This window comes from Telluria sp. ZT3P26 (assembly GCF_059686035.1).
Map to the genome: position 1 here is coordinate 1224992 of NZ_JCASII010000001.1, position 22895 is coordinate 1247886.

21 protein-coding genes are annotated in these 22895 nt (G+C 65.0%); 13 read left to right on the forward strand and 8 right to left on the reverse strand.

Translation table 11 applies throughout. The annotated features are described in order from the left end of the window. Positions 1-109: 109 nt before the first annotated feature. The 6 genes from hscA (at position 110) to AC56LN_RS05410 (ending at position 6850) form a co-directional block, all read left to right on the forward strand. A complete protein-coding gene (hscA, locus tag AC56LN_RS05385; RefSeq protein ID WP_499570293.1) occupies positions 110-1999 on the forward strand; it encodes a Fe-S protein assembly chaperone HscA in 1890 nt (629 codons plus the stop codon). 163 nt (positions 2000-2162) lie between these two features. Further along, on the forward strand, positions 2163-2504 hold the full coding sequence (fdx, locus tag AC56LN_RS05390) for an ISC system 2Fe-2S type ferredoxin (protein ID WP_482899523.1): 342 nt from the start codon (positions 2163-2165) through the stop codon (positions 2502-2504). Between the two features lie 5 nt (positions 2505-2509). Next, positions 2510-3394: a class I SAM-dependent methyltransferase gene (locus tag AC56LN_RS05395; RefSeq protein WP_499570295.1), complete on the forward strand. Its 885-nt coding sequence runs from the start codon at positions 2510-2512 to the stop codon at positions 3392-3394. Positions 3395-3401: 7 nt separating this feature from the next. Next, positions 3402-4436 (forward strand): low-specificity L-threonine aldolase, encoded by a 1035-nt coding sequence (gene ltaE / locus AC56LN_RS05400; RefSeq protein ID WP_499570296.1) that lies wholly within the window; start codon positions 3402-3404, stop codon positions 4434-4436. Next, the gene (locus tag AC56LN_RS05405) at positions 4433-5122 is read left to right on the forward strand and encodes an RNA pseudouridine synthase (RefSeq protein WP_499570297.1); all 690 of its coding nucleotides are present in this window, start codon (positions 4433-4435) and stop codon (positions 5120-5122) included. Before ltaE ends, AC56LN_RS05405 begins: the two co-directional genes overlap by 4 nt. 126 nt (positions 5123-5248) lie before the next feature. Next, the gene (locus tag AC56LN_RS05410; RefSeq protein WP_499570298.1) at positions 5249-6850 is read left to right on the forward strand and encodes a choice-of-anchor I family protein; all 1602 of its coding nucleotides are present in this window, start codon (positions 5249-5251) and stop codon (positions 6848-6850) included. On the opposite strand, the gene AC56LN_RS05415 is transcribed toward AC56LN_RS05410, so the two are convergent. The 6 genes from AC56LN_RS05415 to AC56LN_RS05440 form a co-directional block, all read right to left on the reverse strand. After that, positions 6847-7848: an SDR family oxidoreductase gene (locus AC56LN_RS05415; protein ID WP_499570299.1), complete on the reverse strand. Its 1002-nt coding sequence runs from the start codon at positions 7846-7848 to the stop codon at positions 6847-6849. The two genes, AC56LN_RS05410 and AC56LN_RS05415, sit on opposite strands and share 4 nt — an antisense overlap. A 92-nt stretch (positions 7849-7940) precedes the next feature. Continuing rightward, positions 7941-9998 (reverse strand): PAS domain-containing sensor histidine kinase, encoded by a 2058-nt coding sequence (locus tag AC56LN_RS05420; protein WP_499570300.1) that lies wholly within the window; start codon positions 9996-9998, stop codon positions 7941-7943. Between the two features lie 170 nt (positions 9999-10168). Beyond that, complete coding sequence (locus AC56LN_RS05425) at positions 10169-10726, reverse strand: RDD family protein (protein WP_499570301.1); 558 nt, start codon at positions 10724-10726, stop codon at positions 10169-10171. Beyond that, entirely contained in the window at positions 10713-11492 is a 780-nt protein-coding gene (locus tag AC56LN_RS05430; protein WP_499570302.1) for a DUF3106 domain-containing protein, read from the reverse strand. The genes AC56LN_RS05425 and AC56LN_RS05430 overlap by 14 nt, the downstream gene beginning before the upstream one ends. After that, a complete protein-coding gene (locus AC56LN_RS05435) occupies positions 11489-11875 on the reverse strand; it encodes a DUF3619 family protein (protein ID WP_499570303.1) in 387 nt (128 codons plus the stop codon). The genes AC56LN_RS05430 and AC56LN_RS05435 overlap by 4 nt, the downstream gene beginning before the upstream one ends. Further along, positions 11872-12444: an RNA polymerase sigma factor gene (locus AC56LN_RS05440; protein ID WP_482899513.1), complete on the reverse strand. Its 573-nt coding sequence runs from the start codon at positions 12442-12444 to the stop codon at positions 11872-11874. Before AC56LN_RS05440 ends, AC56LN_RS05435 begins: the two co-directional genes overlap by 4 nt. 221 nt (positions 12445-12665) lie before the next feature. Between AC56LN_RS05440 and AC56LN_RS05445 the strand changes: the two genes are divergently transcribed. From AC56LN_RS05445 to AC56LN_RS05460, 4 genes are read left to right on the forward strand one after another with little or no spacing between them, the layout of a single operon-like run. Continuing rightward, positions 12666-13541 carry a TauD/TfdA dioxygenase family protein gene (locus AC56LN_RS05445; protein ID WP_499570304.1) on the forward strand — a complete coding sequence of 292 codons (876 nt, stop codon included), beginning with the start codon at positions 12666-12668 and terminating at the stop codon, positions 13539-13541. An 18-nt stretch (positions 13542-13559) separates the two neighbouring features. Continuing rightward, complete coding sequence (locus AC56LN_RS05450) at positions 13560-14564, forward strand: ABC transporter substrate-binding protein (protein WP_499570305.1); 1005 nt, start codon at positions 13560-13562, stop codon at positions 14562-14564. Position 14565: 1 nt separating this feature from the next. Continuing rightward, entirely contained in the window at positions 14566-15399 is an 834-nt protein-coding gene (locus tag AC56LN_RS05455) for an ABC transporter ATP-binding protein (RefSeq protein WP_499570306.1), read from the forward strand. Continuing rightward, positions 15396-16250, forward strand: coding sequence for an ABC transporter permease (locus tag AC56LN_RS05460; protein WP_499570307.1), 855 nt, complete (start codon positions 15396-15398; stop codon positions 16248-16250). The genes AC56LN_RS05455 and AC56LN_RS05460 overlap by 4 nt, the downstream gene beginning before the upstream one ends. Positions 16251-16267: 17 nt before the next feature. On the opposite strand, the gene AC56LN_RS05465 is transcribed toward AC56LN_RS05460, so the two are convergent. Together AC56LN_RS05465 and AC56LN_RS05470 are read right to left on the reverse strand one after the other, a co-directional pair. Further along, complete coding sequence (locus AC56LN_RS05465) at positions 16268-17581, reverse strand: chemotaxis protein CheW (protein WP_499570308.1); 1314 nt, start codon at positions 17579-17581, stop codon at positions 16268-16270. Between the two features lie 3 nt (positions 17582-17584). Beyond that, positions 17585-18922, reverse strand: coding sequence for a methyl-accepting chemotaxis protein (locus AC56LN_RS05470; protein WP_499570310.1), 1338 nt, complete (start codon positions 18920-18922; stop codon positions 17585-17587). Between the two features lie 613 nt (positions 18923-19535). Between AC56LN_RS05470 and AC56LN_RS05475 the strand changes: the two genes are divergently transcribed. The 3 genes from AC56LN_RS05475 to ilvC are packed head-to-tail and all read left to right on the forward strand — an operon-like array spanning position 19536 to position 22819. Then, positions 19536-21263, forward strand: a complete 1728-nt coding sequence (locus AC56LN_RS05475; RefSeq protein WP_499570311.1) for an acetolactate synthase 3 catalytic subunit — start codon at positions 19536-19538, stop codon at positions 21261-21263. Further along, positions 21264-21755 carry an acetolactate synthase small subunit gene (gene ilvN / locus AC56LN_RS05480; RefSeq protein WP_183555358.1) on the forward strand — a complete coding sequence of 164 codons (492 nt, stop codon included), beginning with the start codon at positions 21264-21266 and terminating at the stop codon, positions 21753-21755. It abuts the gene before it with no gap. A 47-nt stretch (positions 21756-21802) separates the two neighbouring features. Continuing rightward, positions 21803-22819 (forward strand): ketol-acid reductoisomerase, encoded by a 1017-nt coding sequence (gene ilvC, locus AC56LN_RS05485; protein ID WP_183555357.1) that lies wholly within the window; start codon positions 21803-21805, stop codon positions 22817-22819. Positions 22820-22895 lie beyond the last annotated feature (76 nt).

Here is a 22895-nt window from a genome sequence, read left to right on the forward strand (position 1 = left end):
GCTCTTCATCGTGGGCGGCAACGTCGTCCACGCCACGCTATTCCGGCCGTACGCGTAAAATAGCGTCCGCACCGTCCCGGCACGCAAAAATAACACTGGTATCACGACTATGGCACTCCTCCAAATCGCCGAACCCGGCATGTCCACCGCCCCGCACCAGCACCGCCTGGCCGTGGGCATCGACCTGGGCACCACCAATTCGCTCGTTGCCACCGTTCGCAGCGGCAGCCCCGAAGTGCTCAGCGACGAGGAGGGCCGCTCGCTGCTGCCGTCGATCGTGCGCTACCTGGAAAACGGCCACGCCCACATAGGCCACAAGGCGCGCACGCACCAGACCACCGATCCGAAGAACACGATCGTCTCGGTCAAGCGCTTCATGGGCCGTGGCCTTAAAGACATCGCGCATGCGGAAAACCTGCCGTACGACTTCGTCGATGGCGAGGGCATGGTCCAGCTGAATACCGTCGCGGGCGTGAAAAGCCCCGTCGAGATCTCGGCCCAGATCCTGGCCACGCTGCGCCAGCGCGCCGAAGATTCGCTGGGCGACGACCTGGTCGGCGCCGTGATCACGGTGCCGGCATACTTCGACGATGCGCAGCGCCAGGCGACCAAGGATGCGGCCCAGCTGGCCGGCCTGAACGTGCTGCGCCTGCTGTCCGAGCCGACTGCCGCCGCCATCGCGTATGGCCTCGACCAGGGCAAGGAAGGCATCTACGCCGTCTACGACCTGGGTGGCGGCACGTTCGACATCTCGATCCTCAAGCTGTCGAAAGGCGTGTTCGAAGTGCTGGCTACCGGCGGCGATTCGGCGCTGGGCGGCGACGATTTCGATCATCGCCTGTTCTGCTGGATCACGGAAAAAGCGCGCCTGGCGCCATTATCGGACCAGGACACCGCGACGCTGATGGTCAAGGCCCGTCAGGCCAAGGAACTGCTGTCGACGAACGAAGAAACGACGATCGAGGCGATCCTCAAATCCGGCGAGCTGGTGCAGGTCACGATCACGGCCAGCGAGTTCGTCGAGATCACGAAGCACCTGGTCGGCAAGACGATGAATGCGATCCGCAAGGCGATGCGCGATGCCGACGCGAGCGTCGAGGACGTCGACGGCGTTGTCATGGTCGGCGGCGCAACGCGCATGCCGCATGTGCGCCGGGCGGTATCGGAATTCTTCCAGACCATCCCGCACGCCAATATCGACCCGGACCGCGTCGTGGCGCTGGGCGCGGCGATCCAGGCCAATCTGCTGGCCGGCAACCGCGCCGATGGCGAAGACTGGCTGCTACTGGACGTGACGCCGCTGTCCCTCGGCATCGAGACGATGGGCGGCCTGGTCGAGAAGATCATTCCGCGCAATTCGACGATTCCGGTCGCGCGCGCGCAGGAATTCACGACCTTCAAGGATGGCCAGACGGCGCTGGCGGTACACGTGGTGCAGGGCGAACGCGAGCTGGTCTCGGACTGCCGCTCGCTGGCGCGCTTCGAGCTGCGCGGCATCCCGCCGATGGCGGCCGGTGCAGCGCGCATCCGCGTGACCTACCAGGTCGACGCCGATGGCTTGCTGGCCGTGGCCGCGCGCGAAATGCGTTCGGGCGTCGAAGCGTCGATCACGGTCAAGCCGTCGTACGGCCTGGCGGACGACCAGGTGGCGCGCATGCTGCAGGATTCGTACACGTCGGCCTCGAGCGACATGCAGATGCGCGCACTGCGCGAAGAGCAGGTCGAGGCCGAGCGCATCCTGCTGGCGACGCAGTCGGCGCTGGACAGCGACACCGATCTGCTGTCGCCCGACGAGCAGGCCACCATTGCCGCGCAATTGCAACTGGTGCGCGATGCGGTGGCGATGTCGAACGATACGGCGCTCGAGGCTGGCGTGCGCCAGAACGCGGTGCACGATGCGGTCCAGGCGCTGGCGCACGGCACCGAAGAATTCGCAGCGCGCCGCATGGACAAGAGCGTGCGCAAGGCATTGTCGGGCAAGTCGCTGGACGAGATTTAAGACGCAACCCGAACCGTCGTTCCCGCGCAGGCGGGAACCCAAGTTTGCCAGCGTTGCCTTGATTATCAAACGCAGGCGCGCTGCCAACTGGCTTGGGTTCCCGCCTTCGCGGGAACGACGTCGTGAAAGCGCACCATTACAACAATCAACCGAGGTAACCCAAGTGCCACAAATCGTCATCCTCCCCCACCCAGTGCTGTGCCCGGAAGGCGCCGTGCTTGACGCGCCAAGCGGCAAATCGGTCTGCGACGTCCTGCTCGAGAACGACATCGACATCGAACACGCCTGCGACCGCGTCTGCGCCTGCACGACCTGCCACGTGATCGTGCGCGAAGGTTTCAATTCGCTCAACGAACAGCAAGAGCAGGAAGAAGACATGCTCGACAAGGCCTGGGGCCTGGAGCCCAATTCGCGCCTGTCGTGCCAGGCGATCATCGCCGACGAAGACCTGGTCGTCGAGATTCCGAAGTACACGATCAACCACGCCGCCGAAAAGAACCACTGATCTTCATGAAGCGTGTCGAGAACGTCAAGAAAGCCCCCGCCGTGCCCGAGCTGCCGCCAGAGGTGCGCCCGGGCCAGTCGATCGAGCTGCTCAAAGAGCTGCACATCCTGACCCGCGACGGCAAGTTGAACCAGGACAGCCGCCGCAAGCTCAAGCAGGTCTACCACCTGTACAACTTCATCGAGCCGCTGCTGCGCGATGTGCAGGCGGAGAAGGGCAGCGTGTCGCTGGTCGACCATGGCGCCGGCAAATCCTACCTCGGCTTCATCCTGTACGACCTGTTCGTCAAAGCCCAAGGCGAAGGTTCGCACATCTACGGCATCGAGACGCGCGAAGAACTGGTTGCCAAATCGACCGAGCTGGCCGCGCGCCTGGGTTTCAAGGGCATGTCGTTCCTGCCGCTGTCGGTGGCCGAGTCGACCACGTCGAGCGCGCTGCCGGAATCGATCGACATGGTCACCGCGCTGCACGCGTGTAACACCGCCACCGACGACGCCATCGATTTCGCACTGAAGAAGAACGCGAAGCACATGGTGCTGGTGCCGTGCTGTCAGGCCGAAGTCGCTACTGTCCTGCGCAAGAACAAGGGCAAGGACGTGAAGCGCAGCGCACTGACCGAAATCTGGCGCCACCCGATCCACACGCGCGAATTCGGCAGCCAGATCACCAATGTGCTGCGCTGCCTGCAGCTCGAGGCGCATGGCTACCAGGTCACCGTGACCGAGCTGGTGGGCTGGGAGCACTCGATGAAGAACGAACTGATCATCGCCACCTACAAGAACCTGCCGCGCCGCCGCCCGACCGAACGCCTGCACGAGGTGCTGGGTGAACTGGGCCTGAGCGAAATGACGCAACGTTTCTATTCCCCGCAAGCCGCCACCACGGAGTGACACAAGCATGAGCGAGAACACGCAAGGCTGGATCGACCTGCGCAGCGATACCGTCACGCAGCCCAGCGCCGCGATGCGCGCCACGATGGTGGCTGCGCCGGTTGGCGACGATGTGTATGGCGACGACCCCACCGTCAACCGCCTGCAGGATTACGCGGCGGAGCTGTTCGGCTTCGAGGCCGGCATGTTCGCCCCGAGCGGCACGCAGACCAACCTGATCGCCCTGATGACGCACTGCGGCCGCGGCGACGAATACCTGGTGGGCCAGGAAGCGCACACCTACAAGTACGAAGGCGGCGGCGCCGCAGTGCTGGGCAGTATCCAGCCGCAGCCGATCGCGAACCAGCCGGACGGCTCGATCCTGCTCGCCGACATCGAGGCCTACATCAAGCCCGACGACATGCACTTCGCGCGCACGCGCCTGCTGGCGCTGGAAAACACGATCGGCGGCCGTGTGCTGAGCCAGGAGTATGTGGCTGCAGCCACGACGCTGGCCCACGACAAGGGCCTTGCCACGCACCTGGACGGCGCGCGCATCTGCAATGCCGCGGTCAAGCAGGGCATCAGCCTGGCGGACGCCGTCAAGGGCTTCGACACCGTCTCGGTCTGCCTGTCGAAGGGCCTGGGCGCACCGGTCGGCTCCGTACTGCTTGGCCCGAAGGCCTTCATCGAACAGGGCAAGCGCTGGCGCAAGATGCTGGGCGGTGGCATGCGCCAGGCTGGTGTGATCGCTGCTGCTGCGCATTACGCGCTCGAACACAATGTCGCGCTGCTGGCGCAGGATCATGACAACGCCGCCGAACTGGCGCGCGGCCTGGCCCTGATCCCGGCGCTCACTGTCAGCACCCCGCAAACGAATATCTTCTGGATCGACGTGCCGGCTGCCGCCTGCGCACCGCTGCGCGCGGCGCTCGAACGGGCGCAGATCCGCGCCACGGTCGGTCCCAGAATGCGTCTCGTGACGCACCTCGATGTCTCCGCGCGCGATGTCCAGCGCACGGTCGACGTCTTCACCACATTTTTTACTGATTGGCGTGCATGACAACTGAAGAAGCAATCCGCCTGGCCAAGCGCGTGGCCGACGTGGCAGGGTGCTCGCGCGCCGATGCCGAGCGTTATATCGCCGGCGGCTGGGTCAGCGTCGACGGCGCCGTGGCCGAAGATCCTGCCACCCGCGTCACGCCGGAACAAAAGGTCGAACTGCTGCCCGGCGCGACGCCCGTCGAACCGGACCCGGTGACGATCCTGATGCACAAGCCGGCCGGTATCGAGGTCGATGCGGCGCTCGCGACGATCAATGCGGACACCCAGGTACTGGAACACGGGCGCGGCAAGCCGTTCCTGCGCCGGCACCTGTTCAAGACCACGGCCGCCACGCCGCTGGAAACCATGGCTTCGGGCCTGATCGTGTTCAGCCAGGATTTCCGCGTGATCCGCAAGCTGGTCCACGATGCATCGCGCAACGAGTCCGAGTACGTCGTCGAGGTCGACGGCCAGATCGCCGACAATGGCATGGCCAAGCTTGGGCGCATGTTCAAGGCCAGCTGGCAAAGCGAGCAGCGCCTGCGCATCGCCGGCAAGAATATCCAGCGCGGCCAGATCGAGCGCCTGTGCGGCGACGTGGGTCTGCGCGTGACGGCGCTGCGCCGCCTGCGCATTGGCCGCATCTCGATGGGCCCGATGCCGGCCGGCGGCTGGCGCTTCCTGCGCGACACCGACCAGTTCTGATACAGGGGGCGTGTTGATGACATGTCATGCTGCTGTCATCGCCGCATCCTATGCTGGCGGTTTTTCATCCCTGGAAAACCGACCATCATGCTACGCCGCGCCCCTGCTACTTTCCGCTACCTCCCGATGATTACCATGATTGCGCTGGCCTGCACGCTCGCTGCCTGCGGCGGCGACCATGACGACGAACCGACGCCCACCACGCTGACGCTGGAAAAAATCGGCAGCTACAACGGCGGCGCCGTCGGCGCGGCCGAGATCACCGCCTACGATGCGGCCAGCAAGCGCCTGTTCGTCGTCAACGGCGCCAATGGCACCGTCGACGTGCTGGACCTGAGCGCGCCGAATGCGCCCAAGCTGCTGGGCACGATCAGCGTTGCCGGCATCGGCAAGGCCGTCAACAGCGTCGCCGTGCATGACGGCCTGGTCGCGCTGGCGATCGAGTCAGCGGTCAAGACCGATCCGGGCACCGTGGCGTTCTACAATGCGGCCGACCTCAAATTGATTAACAGCGTGAAGGTCGGCGCGCTGCCCGACATGCTGGTGTTCACGCCGGACGGCACCAAAGTGCTTGTTGCGAACGAAGGCGAGCCAAGCGGCTACGGCGTGCCCGGCACCAGCGATCCGGAAGGCGCGGTCAGCATCATCACCGTGAATCGCGGTGGCGCACCAACTGTCGCCACCGCCGACTTCCGCAGCTTCAATGGCCAGGAAACGGCGCTGCGTGCGCAGGGCATCCGCATCTTCGGGCCCAACGCCACGGCGGCGCAGGACTTCGAGCCTGAATACATCACTGTCAGCGAAGACGGCAAGACGGCCTGGGTCACGCTGCAGGAAAACAATGCCATTGCCATCGTTGACGTCGCGAGTGCGAAGGTCACATCGATCAAGCCGCTCGGCTTCAAGGACCACAACATTGCTGGCTTCGGTATGGACGCATCGGATGAAGATGGCGGCACCAATACCAACAGCGGCACGCCGGCCACGAAGATCGGCCCGCAGCCGGTCAAGGGCATGTACCTGCCGGACGCGATTGCCGGCTTCACGGTCGATGGCAAGCACTATCTGGTGACCGCAAACGAGGGCGATGCCCGCGCTGACTGGCCGGGCTTCAATGAAGAGACGCGTATCCGCGCGCATTGCACGGCAGGCCTGGACCCGAGCGTGTTCCCGAACGCCGGCAGCGCGACGTTCGACTCGAACCTGGGCCGGCTGCGTGTAACGACCACGCCGAATGGCGGTGGCATGACCGGCAAGAACGCTGCCGGCCAATGCACCGAGCTGTACACGTTTGGTGGCCGTTCGTTCTCGATCTGGGACACCGACATCAAGCGCGTCTACGATTCGGGCGACGAATTCGAGCGCCGCACCAGCACGCTGCCGAATGCGCGCTTCAATGCCAGCAACGACAACAACAATCTGGAAGACCGCAGCGCCTCCAAAGGCCCGGAGCCGGAAGGCGTCGTGGTCGGCAAGTTCGGCGACAAGCAGTATGCGTTTGTCGGCCTGGAGCGCATCGGCGGCGTGATGGTCTACGACATCACGAAACCGGCGTCGGCATCGTTCGTGACTTACCTGAACACGCGTGATGGCGACAAGGGCGACCTGGGACCGGAGGGGCTGACCTTCATCCCGGCGCACAAGTCGCCCAACGGCAAGCCGTTGCTGATCGTTGGTAACGAGGTCAGCGGAACGACTGCCGTCATGCAGATCAATCCGACGTATTAATTGTCAGTGCGCTTGCCCAGCAGGCTGACACCGATCGCGGCGGCGATCAGCACGGCGCCCACGGCAAGCGTGCGGTCATTCGACGGCGCACCAGCCTGAACGTCGCGCCGCGGCCGGGAAGGGCGCTTCACCATACCGCTGTGTACGCCGCTGGCGCCATGCTGCGGCTCGTACAGCGCCCCCACCGTGTTGCCCGTCGGGTCGGCACGCCTGGCCCACGTTTCCATGAAGCGGTTCATGCCGGACGCGATCAGGTCCGGCGCCAGTTGCGTCAGCTTCTTGGTCACATCGGGTGCGCCCAGCACGGTGACGGGCCGCGGCTTGCGCACCAGCGCAACGACGGCATCGGCCACCTTCTCGGGGGCCAGCACGCCCGGCGGATACGATAGCTTTGCGCCGGTGTAGTTGGCCACGTGATGGAAGCCCGGCGTGTCGACGAAGGTCGGATAGATGTCGCACACGTGGATGTCGCGCTGCTTGCCAAGCTCGGCGCGCAGCGCCTCGCTGAAGCCGCGCAGCCCGAACTTGCTGGCGCCGTAGGCCGACGCATACGGCATCGCCACGAAACCGCCCGACGAAATCATGTTGACCCAGATGCCGTAGTTCTGCTCCAGGAAGATCGGCATCACGGCGTGCGCATCGTTCATGTGCGTGATCAGGTTGGTCTCGATCACCTGGCGGTGGTGGGCGATCGGCACATCGGTGAACTTGCCAACCACGCCACTGCCTACATTGCTGAACCACAGGTCGATCTGGCCCAGGAGCGCGCGCGCATCCTGTGCGAACGCAGCGACGGCGTCGGCATCGGTGGCATCGACAACCAGCACGTCGGCATGGCCGCCGGCCTGGCGGCAGCGCCGGGCGATGTCGTCGAGACCTTCCTTGCCACGGGCGCCGAGCACGAGGTGGGCGCCCTGGCGGGCAAAGGCGATGGCGGTGGCGGCGCCGATGCCGCTGGAGCCGCCCATGATGACGACGCGAAGATGGGATTGGTGCATGGCGTACCCTTATTCAATAATTGACGAGTTCACAGACTGTTCAATTATTGGGGTATTCCCGCGACGACGTATTTCGAATTCCGCGTGACAAGTTATTCCGGCTGCAGGACGGGTTCGCTCCCGGCGACTGCATCGGCAACGCCGAGGCTGACCGTGAAGGTGCTGCCGCACCCGGGGCCGTCGCTGGCGGCGATGACGTCGCCGCCATGCAGGTCGATGATGGTCCGTACCAGCGCCAGCCCGATGCCCAGGCCGCCCTGGGCGCGGTCCGGCGAGCGTTCGGCCTGGGTGAACAGGTCGAACATGCGCGGCAACAGCAGCGCGTCGACGCCGACACCATTGTCGCGCACAGTGATGGTGACCGTGTCGCCCTGGCGCGCCACCGTGACATCGATGCAGCCGCCATGGGGCGTGTACTTGGCCGCGTTGTTGAGCAGGTTGGCCAGCACCTGGACCAGGCGGTGCGCGTCGCCGGCGATGCGCGCGCCACCCACGTCGCCCGTCAAGTTCAAGGCATGGCGGCGCGCCGTGATCAACGGCTGTGACTGCTCGACGGCGTTGGCAACGAGCTGCATCGGGTCGAGCAGGGCGCGGTCCAGCTTGATCAGGCCGCGGGTCACGCGCGACACGTCGAGCAGGTCGTCGACCAGCGACGTCATGTGACGCACCTGGCGACTGATCACTTCGCTGGAACGCCGCACCCGCTCTTCGTTCGCGGTGCCGAACTTCAGCACTTCTGCTGCCGCCGCGATCGGCGCCAGCGGGTTGCGCAGTTCGTGCGCCAGCATCGCCAGGAACTCGTCCTTGCGGCGATCCTGTTCCTGCAGCGAGCCGTACAGGCGTGCATTCTCGAAACCGGTGGCGGCGATCGACGCCAGTTGCACGAGAATGGCTTCGTCCTCGTCCGTGAAGTCGCCTTCGAAGCGGTCCGATGCCTGGATCAGGCCGATGTTGCGGCCCATGCGGTCGATCAGCGGCACCGCGAGCCAGCCGCGCAGCACCGGGTGCGCACCGGCATGCTCGCCAAAGCCGCGCCAGGCCGGATGCGCCTCGAGCTGCGCCTGGGTCAGGCGCATCACGCGGTTGTCGCGGCATACCTGCGCATAGATGCCGGAGCCGTCCGTCCTGGCATCGTAGCCGCGGTAGGCGGCGTACTTGTCCGACAGCGAGACAGCATTGATCGCCTGGGTCCAGCCGCCCGCCTCGGTCAGCGAGACGACCGCCTGGTGCGTCTGCAGGATGTCGCGCACCGCGGTCACCAGCGCCTGCGCGATGTCGTCCGCTGCCAGCACCGTGTGCAGCGTACGGCTGGCCTGCGCGACCTTGGCCAGCAGGGCGCTGTTGCGTTTTTCACGCTCCAGCCGCTGGGCCAGCTCGAGCTCGGTCGAGATCGTGTCGTGGATGTCGGTGTTGGCGCCGATCCACTCGCGGATCGTGCCGTCCTCGGCCAGGATCGGGATGCCCTTGACCGCGGTCCAGCGGTAGTTGCCGTCCGCCCTGCGCAGCCGGTATTTCGTCTCGAACACCGAGCGCGCGGCCACGCAGGCCAGCCACAACTCCCGGGCCGGTGCGCGGTCTTCCGGGTGCAAGGCGTCGACCCAGCCGAATTCCTTCCACTCGTCATAGGTCTGGCCGGTAAAGGCGCGCCACGACGGCGAGTCTTCCAGCACGCGGCCATCCGGGGTATTCGACCAGACGATCTGCGACGTGGCCATCACGAGCGAGCGAAAGCGCTGCTCGCGCAGCCGCAGCGCACTGTCGGTGGCCATGCGTTCGGTGATGTCCTCGTGCATGAGCATCACCTCGAGGGTGTTGCCTTCCTTGTCCTTGATCGGCCGCGCCCGCGCGGTGACCCAGCGCTTGGGGCCATGACCATCGAGCGCGCTGACGTCGTACAGCGCTGCCGGCAATTCAATCCGCTCCCCCTGCAATGCCCGCGCCAGCAGCGCGGCGATACCGTTGTCGGCCAGTTGCGGGTCGTGCAGCACGTTGTAGTCGCTGAGCACGTATGCCATGAGCGGCGTGCCTTCGTGGATCTGCCACAGGTTTTCCCATGCCTTGTTGACACGTGTGGTGTGGCCCGATGGCGCGAGGATCTGGATGCTGATTGGCGCCTGTTCGAACAGGGCCTGGAAACGGGTGTCCGGCATGCTGGTTGATTCTGATTCTGATGTTGGAACGTGATCGCGCTGATGATGACTTTGCGACCCGCATGATGTCACAGCCAGGCCGCCTTGATGCAACGATCATCGTGCTGCTGCGTGAAGACCACGCTGGTCATGCAAAATGCATCATGCCGGACAGCGCCGGCCGGCCTGCGTCAGGCCTGCTTGCCCCCGCGCCGCACGGTTTTGGGCAGGCTGATCTGGCGCGTGCCGGCCAGGCGGTCATGCAGGAACTGGCGGTCACGGTCGAACCAGGCGGTCCCAGCCCAGACGGCAATGCCGAGCGCCAGCGCGCCGGCAATGCCCGCTTTGGCATGCAGCCCGAAGACGGCGCAGACGATCAATGCGGGCGCGAACCAGCCCCATGCGGCCAGGTAGCGCAGGATGGCGACGCGCCAGGGAAGGCGGGCGTGGCCCGGCATCACGAGCCGGATGCGCCAGGTCTTCATCGCCAGCGTGTGGCCGCTGTCGCGCCAGCACCAGGTGAAGTACAGGCCCGTGATCACGAACAGGTACACCTTCAGCCCGTGCTGGAATGGCGCGTCCTGGCGGTTGCCGGTGACGAACAGATACAGCAGGACGGCCAGCATCTCGACCGCGAACAGCAGGAAGAATTCGTAGACCATGACGGCCAGGCGCCGCCTGATCGAGGGCGTGCCAGGCAGCGGCGACGCCGCCTCGGCCACCAGCACAGGCGGCTCAGTTGCCTGCATTTGCGGCCTGGGCGGTGCCTGACTGGGTGCCGGGCGTGACGACTGCACCACCATTGCCGGGCGCCACCGGGGCAGGGGTGGGTACAACTGACGGCGTCACGCCAGCAGGCGCTGGCGCTGGCGTCCCGGCAATCGCCGATGGCGCTGCCGCATCGGGCGTGCCGATCAGCACGCACTCGGCGCCACGGCGCGTGGTGTTTGATGCACATGGCATCGGCACGACCAGCAGCGGGGCTTCCGGCAACGCAACCGGCGCGCTGTTGAGGACGCCGGGCGGCTTGCTGGCCAGCTTGCGCTTTTGCTCGGCCGACAGCTGCTTGTAGTTTTCCCAGTTGGCGGCTTTGTCGCCCTGCGCCAGCTTGTTCGTCTTGCTGAAGTTTTCGCGCGCCAGGTCACGCTGCTTCGGCGTGAGTTTCATCCACTGGCGCATGCGCTCGTGCACGCGTTGCTGCTCGGCTGGGTCCAGCGAGCCGAAGCGGGCCGATACCTCGATCCAGCGGCGTTTGCGCGGGCCTTCCATGCGGTCCCATTCGGACTCGAGCGGTGCCAGCGCCAGGCGTTGTGCGTTGCTCAGGTCGCGCCACAGGGGCTTGTCGAGGGCCTTGCGCAACGGCCGCACGCTGGCGATAGTCTCGGTCGCCGCAGGCAGGATCGACGGCTTCTCGAAGCGATCGACGATCACCCAGGCCAGCGCAGCAGCGGCAACGACGCCGATGACTGTTTTCAGCACGGGAAAGCGCGATGTCGAGACGTTCTTCTTGGTCATTGCTGGCGCTGCTGCGACTCCAGATAGGCGTTGAAACCCGGGTCGAGGTAGGCGGTCAGCGGCAATTCGTCAGCCAGCACGGCGGCGTCGATGTCGGCCAGTGCGGCCAGTTGCTGCTGTTGCTCGTGCTGGTAAAAGCCACCCATGCCAATCACCAGCGCCAGGAGCGGCACGGCAATGGCCAGGCGCGACACGGCCGGCCCGGCAAACCATGCGCCAACCCCGTGCCAGCTGAAGCCGGCCCGGGCATCGGGCTTCCTGCGCGCCATGGCGGCAGCGCGTGCGGCGGCCAGCCGGTCGACGGTGGAAGCCGGCAGGTGGTCGAGCTGTTCATCCAGCGCGTGGCGTATCTTGTACGCCAGATTGATGTCGTCGGTATTCATAGTGTGATTCCCTTGGCCTGGAGCGCTGCCGCGAGGGCGTGGGTGGCGCGTGAGCAATGCGTTTTGACGCTGCCCTCGGAACATCCCATTGCTGCCGCCGTCTCGGCGACGTCCATATCTTGCCAGTAACGCATGAGGAAGGCTTCCCGTTGACGTGTCGGGAGTTTTTGTACTTCGTCATCGATCAGGCGCAAGGTCTGGGTGCGCTCGACCTGGTCCGCGCTCGACTCTGCGGCCGCCGAACCCTGCTCGGCCTCGAGTGAGGCGAGTATATCAAAGTCATCATCGTCGTTTCCCTCGCCCCGCCCGAAGCCCGAGAACAGGCTGACCCAGGTATTGCGCACCTTTTCGCGGCGGAAGTAGTCGAGGATCGTCGTCTGGAGGATGCGCTGGAACAGCATCGGCAGCTCGGCTGCCGGCTTGTCGCCGTATTTCTCGGCAAGCTTGATCATCGCGTCCTGCACGATGTCCAGCGCCGATTCGTCCTTGCGAACCGCATAGACCGCCTGCTTGAACGCGCGCCGTTCGACATTCTGCAGAAAGTCGTTAAGTTCTTTGTCTGTGGCCATGCAGGTTCAGGGGGAGGCGCGCGAGTGGGTCGTGCTTTAGGGAAAACTGTCGCATCCTAGCAAAAAACCACCCGGCCTGCATCGGAATCGCTCAGGGTGGGCTCCCGCCATGCCTGGTGCATGGCGGGCGAAAACCGCATGACGATAGCTGAAATGATTCGTTGTTGGGGCCACCTGGCGTGGCTATCGTAACAACACGATCATTCAGCCACGCCATCGCCATGCCACTCGATTCTGTTCGCCAGTCCTTTGCCATTCATCCGTTCACCGGCGCGCCGCTGGGCGCCGAGGTCGTCGGCCTCGACCTGTCGCTGCCGCTGGGCACGGCCGATATCGCGCGTCTGCACCGCGCGCACCTCGATTATCACGTGCTGGTGTTTCGCGACCAGCACATCACGCCCGCGCAGCAGGTGGACTTCAGCCGCCACTTCGGCGCGCTGCAGATCCACGTGCTGCGCAATTTCCAGTTGCCCGGGCAGCCCGAGGTGCTGGTGATTTCGAATATCCAGCAGGACGGCAAGCCGGTCGGGCTGGGCGACGCCGGTCACTTCTGGCATTCCGACCTGTCGTACAAAGAGACGCCGAGCCTGGGCTCGATGCTCCATGCGCAGGAGTTGCCGGCCGAGGGCGGCGACACGCTGTTTGCCAACCAGCACGCGGCGTGGGACGCCTTGCCCGATGACCTCAAGCGCGAGGTCGAAGGATTGCAGGCCGAGCACTGGTACCTGGCGCGCTATGACGAACTGCGCCAGCGCAACCCGTATCGGCCGCAGCTGACCCAGGCGCAGATCGACGAAGTCCGGCCGGTCAGCCATCCGGTCGTGCGCACGCATCCCGAGACGGGCCGGCGCGCGCTGTTCGTCAGCGAGCATTTCACCACCCGCATCCTGGGCGTGTCCGAACAGCGCAGCCGCGAACTGCTCGACCTGCTGTTCGATTACGGCACCCGCGCCGAGCATGTCTACCGCCATCAATGGCAGCCGCACGACATGGTGTTCTGGGACAACCGCTCGCTGATGCACCTGGCCGCCGGCTGCCCGGACCACCTGCGCCGCAAGCTGTACCGCACGACGATCGAAGGCGACGTGCCTTTCTGACCTCATTCCAGGATATCCATGAATCTCACTACAAAATTGTTGGCACTGGCCGCAGCGCTGACGTTGGCGCTGCCGTCAACGGGGCAGGCCGAAGGCAATATCCGCGTGGCCGAGCAGTTCGGTGTCGTGTATCTGCTGCTGAATGTGGCGCAAGACCAGAAGCTCATCGAAAAGCATGGCAAGAAGCAGGGGATCGATGTCGACGTCGACTGGGTCAAGCTGTCGGGCGGCGCGGTCGTCAACGATGCGTTGCTGTCGGGTTCCATCGACGTGGCCGGCGCCGGCGTCGGTCCGTTGATGACGATCTGGGATCGCACCAGGGGCCGCCAGAACGTGCGCGGCATCGCCTCGCTGGGCAGTTTTCCGTATTACCTCGTCAGCACCAACCCGGCCGTGAAGACGATTGCCGACTTCAGCGCGAAGGACCGGATTGCGTTGCCGGCCGTGACGGTGTCGGTGCAGGCGCGCATCCTGCAGATGGCGGCAGCAAAACAGTGGGGCCTTGCCGGGTTCAAGAAGATCGATCCCCTCACGCAGACGGTGCCGCATCCGGATGCAGCCGCCGCCCTCATCGCCGGCAAGACCGAGCTGAACGCGCACTTCGCCGCGCCGCCGTTCCAGCAACTCGAGCTGACCGGCAATCCTGCTGCGCACGTCGTGCTCGACTCGTACCAGGTGCTGGGCGGGCCGTCGTCGGCCACGGTGCTGTATGCCACCGAGAAGTACGTGAAGGACAACCCGAAGACGTACCGCGCCTTCATCGATGCGCTGGCCGAAGCGGCGCAGTATATTGCCGCCAATCCGGAAGGCGCGGCCGATGCCTACCTGCGCGTGAACAAGGGCAACGTCGACCGGGCACTGCTGCTCAAGGTCATCAAGGATCCGAAGACGCAGTTCAGTGTGGCGCCGCAAAATACGCTGGGCCTGGCGCAGTTCCTGCACCAGGTCGGCGCCATCAAGAACAAGCCGGCGTCGTGGCGCGATTACTTCTTCGCGCATCCGGCCATTGCCAACGGAAGCTGATATGCGCGCCACTGCCCCCTTCAATCTGGTGAAGCCAGAACCGTTGCTGCGCTCCGAGCATGTCACGCTGGAATATGCGAGCGAGCGCGGCATTGTGCGCGCGACCGACGACGTCAGCTTTGACGTCTACCGGGGCGACCGCTTCGTGCTGCTGGGACCATCGGGCTGCGGCAAGTCGACGCTGCTCAAAGCCATCGGCGGCTTCATCGCGCCGCGCGCCGGCAGCCTGCACCTGGGCGGCAAGCCCGTCACAGGCCCGGGCCCGGACCGCATCGTCGTGTTCCAGGAATTCGACCAGCTGCCGCCGTGGAAGACGGTGAAGCAGAATGTCCTGTTTCCGATGCTGGCGGGTGGTGTCGCGCGGGCCGAGGCCGAGGTGCGCGCCCGCCACTGGCTCGGCAAGGTCGGGCTGGCGCGGTTTGCCGATGCCTATCCGCACACGCTGTCGGGCGGCATGAAAGCGCGGGTGGCGATTGCCCGCGCGCTGGCGATGCAGCCGGCGGTGCTGCTGATGGATGAGCCGTTTGCCGCGCTCGATGCGCTGACCCGGCGCAGCATGCAGGAAGAGCTGCAGGCACTGTGGGACGAGATCGGCTTCACGATGCTGTTCGTGACGCACTCGATTGAAGAGGCGCTGGTGGTGGGTAACCGCATCCTGCTACTGTCGCCGCACCCGGGCCGCGTGCGGGCCGAGCTCAATAGTCATCAGTTCAGCCTGGCTAGTGCGGGCAGCCACGAGTTCCAGGCCGCCACGCAGCGTATCCACGCGCTGCTGTTCGGCGCGGATGCCGATGCACCGGCCGCGCAACCACAGCCGGCGCAGGTGCAACCATGAGCGCCGTGCATGAACCGCCGGTCCGGCCGGAGTACGTTGCGCCGCAGCGCGTGGCCAGCGCCGCGCCGCAACCCGGGCGGGTCGACCGCCTGGACTGGCTGGGCAAACCCGCGATCCTGCTGGCGCTGGTGATCGTGTGGGAGTTGCTGGCACGCTGGGTCGACAACGACCTGCTGCTACCGGGCGCGCTGCAGACGGCGCGCGCGTTCATCGATGGCGTCGCGTCGGGCGAGCTGATTGGTTATGTGACGGTATCACTGGCCATCCTCGTGCAGGGCTTCCTGTTGGGCGTGGCGATTGCGTTCCTGCTGACCTGGCTGGCCGTGTCGAACCGCTTCGGTCGCGCGCTGATCGACACGCTGACGTCGATGTTCAATCCGCTGCCGGCCATTGCGCTGCTGCCGCTGGCGCTGCTGTGGTTCGGCCTGGGCAAGGGCAGCCTACTGATGGTGCTGGTCCATTCGGTCGTGTGGCCGCTGACGCTCAATGCCAGTGCGGGCTTTCGCGCGGTGCCCGACACGCTGCGCATGGCTGGGCGCAACTATGGCCTGGGCGGCTTGCGCATGGTGCTGCAGATCCTGGTGCCGGCAGCGCTGCCATCGATCCTGTCGGGCCTGAAGATCGGCTGGGCCTTCGCCTGGCGCACGCTGATCGCGGCGGAGCTGGTCTTTGGCAGCACGTCGGGGCAGGGTGGCCTGGGCTGGTACATCTTCCAGAACCGGAATGAGCTGTTCACCGATAAAGTGTTCGCGGGCCTGGCCACGGTGATCCTGATTGGCCTGGCGATCGAGCGTTTCGCCTTCCAGACGCTGGAGCATGTCACGGTGCGGCGCTGGGGCATGCAACGCTGAAGCCAAGGCGGCCAGGCTCAGCTCGCCGCTTGTGGCATGCCCAGTGTCGCAATGCGGTACGTCGCTTGTTGGCCGCCATCGTCCGTCATGATGAACTCGGCGCGGTTGGCGCCCATCCGGAACATGCGGCCGGCCCCGGGCGGGATCAGCGACTGCACGCGGCGCACGATGTGGCCGGCGAGGCCCTGCGCATTGTGCGCCACCAGCACTGCGCCATCCGTGCCGGGTGCCTCGCCGCGCAGGTCGACCAGCGGGATGGCCGCGCCATGCCAGGCCATGGTCTGGCCGGGTGGCACGGCTAGCGGCACGATCTGTTCAATTGCGGCAAGCGGCAGCGCCTGCAGGCCGGCCGCATCGAACACGACATAGGCTTCGGCATTGCTGGCGCTGGCGCTGGCGGTCGTGGTGGGCGTACCGCTGTCGCCGCGCGCCAGGGCCGCCTCGGGATGCCGCGCCATCAGGCGCGCGACGTCGACCAGCAGCACCGTGGCGCCGCTGGCGTCGATGACGTTCTCGCCAATCCCGGCCGTGCTGGGGACGCCGGGACAGAAGTCCTCGAGCCGCAGCACGGCCTGCACCGGCACGCCCAGCGCCAGGCCGGTGAGCTGCAGCACGGCGAGCAGGGGCGCAGATGCGACGCCGGAGTCGACGCCAGGCGCGTGGAACAGCGCCGCGCTGGCAATCAGCGCCAGCTGGCTGCCGTGCCAGTGGCACCAGGCATTGCTGCCGATATGCGTGAGCGCCGGCATGGCAAGCACTTCGGCCAGCGCGGCCGGCGGCACGCCGATCAGGCCGTGGCCGGTGTCGAGCAGTGCGTAGCAGGTGCGTTGCAGCGTGTCGGCCACAGGCAGCGCTGCGGGCGCGGCAGCCGTCGGCGCCGTGCTCCAGCACAGCGCCAGATCGGCCAGCCGGGCCACTTCCAGCAGGCTCAGAAGCATGCCGTTCCCGATTGGCACGGCGCTGTGGAACACATCGTCCGGATCGTCGCCGTGATGCAGGCGCTGCAGCGCTGCTGCGTCGACCTCGACCAGCTCGTCGAGCGCATCGACACGCAGGCCAACCCTGCGGTCGCCATCGCGCAGCAGCAGCAGTTGCGCAACGCTGTCGGCCGGTGGCGCGCCGACGTCCAGCCAGCGCGCCAGGTCGACCACCGGCACGGCCATGCCTTGGTGCTCGACCATGCCGAGCAGCGCATGGGTGCGCAGCGGCAGCCGACCGAGGGTTTCCTGCAACGGCAGGGCCTGAATCACGGCCCCGATCGGTACGCCGACCGGAACGGCGCCGATGCGGATGCGCGCCAGTTGCAGCGCAGCGCGGCCGGGTTCGCGCATCGCCTAGCGCTCCCGCGCCACCGCTTCGAGCTCTGCCAGCAGGCGCGAAGCGTCGCGGGTGGCGTCGGCCTGCTGTTGCGTGGCCCCGCCAATGCCCGCGATCGAGGCGCTCGTGTCTGCGACGGACTCGACGATGCGTTCGAATGCGTGCTCCACCTCGCCGGCCAGGCGGGTGCCTTCGTCGACGCGGCCGACCGTTTCGTTGATGAGCTTGGAAATTTCGCGCGCTGCCAGTGCGGATTTTTCGGCCAGTTTGCGCACTTCGTTGGCGACCACGGAAAAGCCCTGGCCGTGCTCGCCGGCACGCGCCGCCTCGATCGCGGCATTGAAGGCCAGCAGGTGCGTCTGGCCAGCGATGCTGGTGATGGTGTCGATGATCTCGTGCACGTCGCCGGAGGACGTCTGGATGGCCTGCATCGCGCTCTTGGAACGCTCCAGCAGGCGGCTGCCATTGGCCGCGCCGTCACGGGTGCGCGCGGCCAGCACGGCCGACTCCTGTGCGCCATCGGCGATCCCGGTGATGGATCGGCTCAGGATGGTCAGGGCCGTGCTGATCGCATCGATCTTTGCGCTCACCAGTTCTTCGCGGTGCACCTGCGCCGTGACGTCCATCGCGAACTTGATCACCTTGTACGGTTTGCCGGCCGCATCGAGGATCGGGTTGTAGGTGGCCTGGATCCAGATGTCGGCATCGTGCTTGCCACGGCGCCGGAAGCGCCCGGCCTGGAACCTGCCTTCGGCCAGGTCGGCCCAGAAGTGGCGGTAGTCGGCGCTCCTGGCCATGTCCGGCGTGCAAAACATGCTGTGATGGTGGCCGACGATTTCTTCTTCGGTATAGCCCATCGTGCGCAGGAAGTTGGCGTTCGCCGACAGGACAGTGCCACGCATGTCGAACTCGATGACCGCCTGCGAGCGCCCGAGCGCATCGAGCTTGCCGCGCGATTCGGCAGCCAGCAGCTTGCGCTGCGTGATGTCGGTGGCGAACTTCATCACCTTCACCGGCTTGCCGGCCGCATCCAGGACGGGGCTGTAGGTGGCATGGATCCAGACCCGTCCGCCGTCGCTGCGGATGCGCCGGAATTCGCCGGTGTGGGACTCGCCCTGTGCCAGGCTGTGCCAGAACCGCCGGTAGTCGGCGGAATGCAGCCAGTCCGGTTCGCAGAACATCGTATGGTGATGCCCCACGACCTGGTCGCGCTCATAGCCGAAGGTGCTCAGGAAGTTACCGTTGGCGTGCAAGATCGCGCCGTCGAGATCGAACTCGATCACGGCCTGGGCACGGTCGATCGCACGCATGGTGGCAAGGGCTATTTCTTGCAAGGTATCGTTGTGGGCTTGCATGGCGGAACTCGTCTGGATATCCATCAAGTGTTGTTGGAAATCATTTTAATCAGTTTATTTGTGGAAATCTTTATTTTCGTCTCCGGGCATCGATTTTTTTTTGTCTCATGCGGCGTCGGCGACACACCTGTTGCTGCGCACCGAAACCGTGCGCGCGGGGCCATCGGGCTGCACCGGCAAGGGTGGGCAGGGCAGGTATGCGCATGCCGCCAGGTGCTCTGCCGGGCTGGCAGGCGGTTTCAGCAACACCTTGTCGAAGAACAAAGCTTGACCAGAATGGTGCGGCGCGGTATGGTGTTCCTCACGCTTTGCACCCTCAAAGCATCAACGTCATGCGGGAGTCGCCCACAACGCCCCGTCCGCCATGGCACGCTTTCATTTGTAGGCAGTTTGCTCCGACCCGTGCCACAAGCGCGAGAGATGCGTCCAACCGCTACAAACACTCAAGCCTAACGAGTTGCGCCCAGCGTCAATGCGTACGGTCCCTACGGCGACCCGAACCATCGACGTGCACGCAGAAAGAAGTGGAGCCTGAGGGTTGTAAGCGCAGCACGCATATCGCCAGGAACGAGCATCCGATCAATCAACCCTATGGGTTTTGAAAGGAATGGTTATGAGTTTCGATCCAACAGTCCCCATCACGGGCGCTGAAATCGTTGTCCGTTGTCTGGCAGAAGAGGGCGTCAAGCACGTTTTCGGTTATCCGGGCGGCGCGGTTCTGTATATCTACGACGCGATCTTCCAGCAAGATAAATTCCAGCACGTTCTCGTTCGCCACGAACAAGCCGCGGTGCACGCTGCCGATGCCTATTCGCGCAGCTCGAACACCGTGGGCGTCGCCCTCGTCACGTCCGGTCCGGGCGTCACCAATGCCGTCACCGGCCTGTCGACCGCCTATATGGATTCGGTGCCGATGGTCGTGATTTCGGGCCAGGTGCCAAGTCACGCGATCGGCCAGGATGCGTTCCAGGAATGCGACACGGTCGGCATCACCCGCCCGGTGGTCAAGCACAACTTCCTGGTCAAGGACGTGCGCGACCTGGCCTCGACCATCAAGAAAGCCTTCTTCATCGCCCGTACCGGCCGGCCCGGCCCCGTGCTGGTTGATATCCCGAAGGACATCACGGTCAACAAATGCCTGTTCGAGTACCCGCGCGAAGTCGACATGCGCTCGTACCGTCCGGTCGACAAGGGCCATGCCGGCCAGATCCGCAAAGCGGTCGCGCTGCTGCAGAATGCCGAGCGGCCGATGATCTATGCGGGCGGCGGCGTCATCCTGGCCAATGCCTCGAATGAGCTCAACCGCATGGTCGAGACCACCGGTTTCCCGATCACGAATACGCTGATGGGCCTGGGCGGATCGCGCTCGTCCGATCCGCATTTCGTCGGCATGCCGGGCATGCACGGCACCTATGAAGCGAACATGGCGATGCAGCACTGCGACGTGTTGATCGCCATCGGCGCCCGCTTCGACGACCGTGTGATCGGCAACCCGAAGCACTTCGCCTCGCATCCGCGCAAGATCATCCATATCGACATCGATCCGTCGTCGATTTCCAAGCGTGTGAAAGTGGATATCCCGATCGTCGGCAACGTCAAGGACGTGCTGATCGAACTGCTCGCGCAGCTCGAGGCGGGCACTGGCCACACGAATGCGCCGGCGCTGCAAAGCTGGTGGAAGCAGATCGCCGAATGGCGTGGCCGCGATTGCCTGGCGTATGCGAGCTCCGACACGCTGATCAAGCCGCAGTCCGTGATCCAGCAGCTGCACAAGGTCACCGGTGGTGACGCGTTCATCACGTCCGACGTCGGCCAGCACCAGATGTGGGCCGCGCAGTACTACCCGTTCGACAAGCCGCGCCGCTGGATCAATTCCGGTGGCCTGGGCACGATGGGCGTGGGCCTGCCGTTCGCGATGGGCGTGCAGATGGCCAATCCGGATGCCACCGTGGCCTGTGTCACCGGCGAAGGCTCGATCCAGATGTGCATCCAGGAGCTTGCCACCTGCAAGCAATACCACCTGACGCCGAAGATCATCCTGCTCAACAACCGCTTCCTGGGCATGGTCCGCCAGTGGCAGCAGATCGATTACGGCTCGCGCTATTCCGAGTCGTACATGGATTCGCTGCCTGACTTCGAAAAGCTGGCCGAGGCCTATGGCCACGTCGGCATGAAGATCGAAAAGCCGGGCGATGTCGACGGCGCGCTGCGCGACGCATTTGCCATGAAAGACCGCCTGGTATTCATGAACTTCATCACCGACCAGAGTGAAAACGTGTGGCCGATGGTCAAGGCGGGCCGCGGCCTGAACGAAATGCTGCTCGGCTCGGAGGACCTGTAAATGCGCCATATTATTTCTGTCCTGCTGGAGAACGAAGCCGGTGCGCTCTCGCGCGTGGTCGGCCTGTTCTCGGCGCGCGGCTACAACATCGAAACGCTGACCGTGGCGCCGACCGAAGACGCGACGCTGTCGCGCATGACGATCGTCACGTCCGGCTCGGATGACATCATCGAGCAGATCACCAAGCACCTGAATCGCCTGATCGAGGTCGTCAAGGTGGTCGACCTGACCGAAGGCCAGCACATCGAGCGTGAGCTCATGCTGATCAAGGTGCGGGCGGTCGGCAAGGAGCGCGAAGAAATGAAGCGCACTGCCGATATCTTCCGTGGCCGCGTCATCGACGTCACCGAAAAGACCTACACGATCGAGCTGACCGGCGCCAAATCGAAACTGGACGCCTTCATCGACGCCATCGACCGCGCCTCGATCCTCGAGACGGTGCGCACCGGCGGCTCGGGCATCGGCCGCGGCGAACGCATTCTGAAAGTTTGAGCAACGCTCAACATTACACAATTCAAATTCAATAACAGGATAAAAAAATGAACGTTTTCTACGACAAGGACTGCGACCTCTCCCTCATCAAGGGCAAGAACGTTGCCATCATCGGTTACGGCTCGCAAGGCCATGCGCACGCACAGAACCTGAGCGAATCGGGCGTCAATGTCACCGTCGGCCTGCGCCGCGGCGGCGCCTCGTGGGGCAAGGTCGAGCAAGCCGGCCTGAAAGTGGCGGAAGTCGATGAAGCAGTGAAGAACGCCGACGTCATCATGATCCTGCTGCCGGACGAAAACATCGCCGAAGTCTACAAGCAGAACATCGAGCCGAACGCGAAGCAGGGCGCTGTGCTGGCTTTTGCTCACGGCTTCAACGTGCACTACGGCCAGGTCGTCCCACGCGCCGACCTCGACGTGATCATGGTCGCGCCGAAAGCGCCGGGCCACACGGTGCGCGGCACCTACACGCAAGGTGGCGGCGTGCCGCACCTGATCGCCGTGTACCAGGACAAATCGGGCGCTGCCCGTGATATCGCCATGTCGTACGCGATGGCGAACGGCGGCGGCCGCGCCGGCATCATCGAAACCAACTTCCGCGAAGAAACCGAGACCGACCTGTTCGGCGAGCAGGCCGTGCTGTGCGGCGGCGCGGTCGAACTGATCAAGGCGGGCTTCGAGACGCTGACCGAAGCCGGTTACGCGCCGGAGATGGCGTACTTCGAGTGCCTGCACGAACTCAAGCTGATCGTCGACCTGATCTATGAAGGCGGCATCGCCAACATGAACTACTCGATCTCGAACAACGCGGAATACGGCGAATACGTCACCGGCCCGCGCGTCGTGACCGAAGACACCAAGAACGCGATGCGCCAGTGCCTGAAGGACATCCAGACCGGGGAGTATGCCAAGAGCTTCATCCTGGAAAACAAGGCCGGTGCACCGACCCTGATCTCGCGTCGTCGCCTGACGGCCGAGCATCCGATCGAGGAAGTCGGCGCGAAGCTGCGCGCGATGATGCCGTGGATTGCGAAGAACAAGCTGGTGGATCAGTCGAAGAATTAATGTCGCAGTAGGGGACAGGAACGGCGCCTTCGGGCGCCGTTTTTCATGGGGCGCCGGTTGTTACAAACCACGTCAA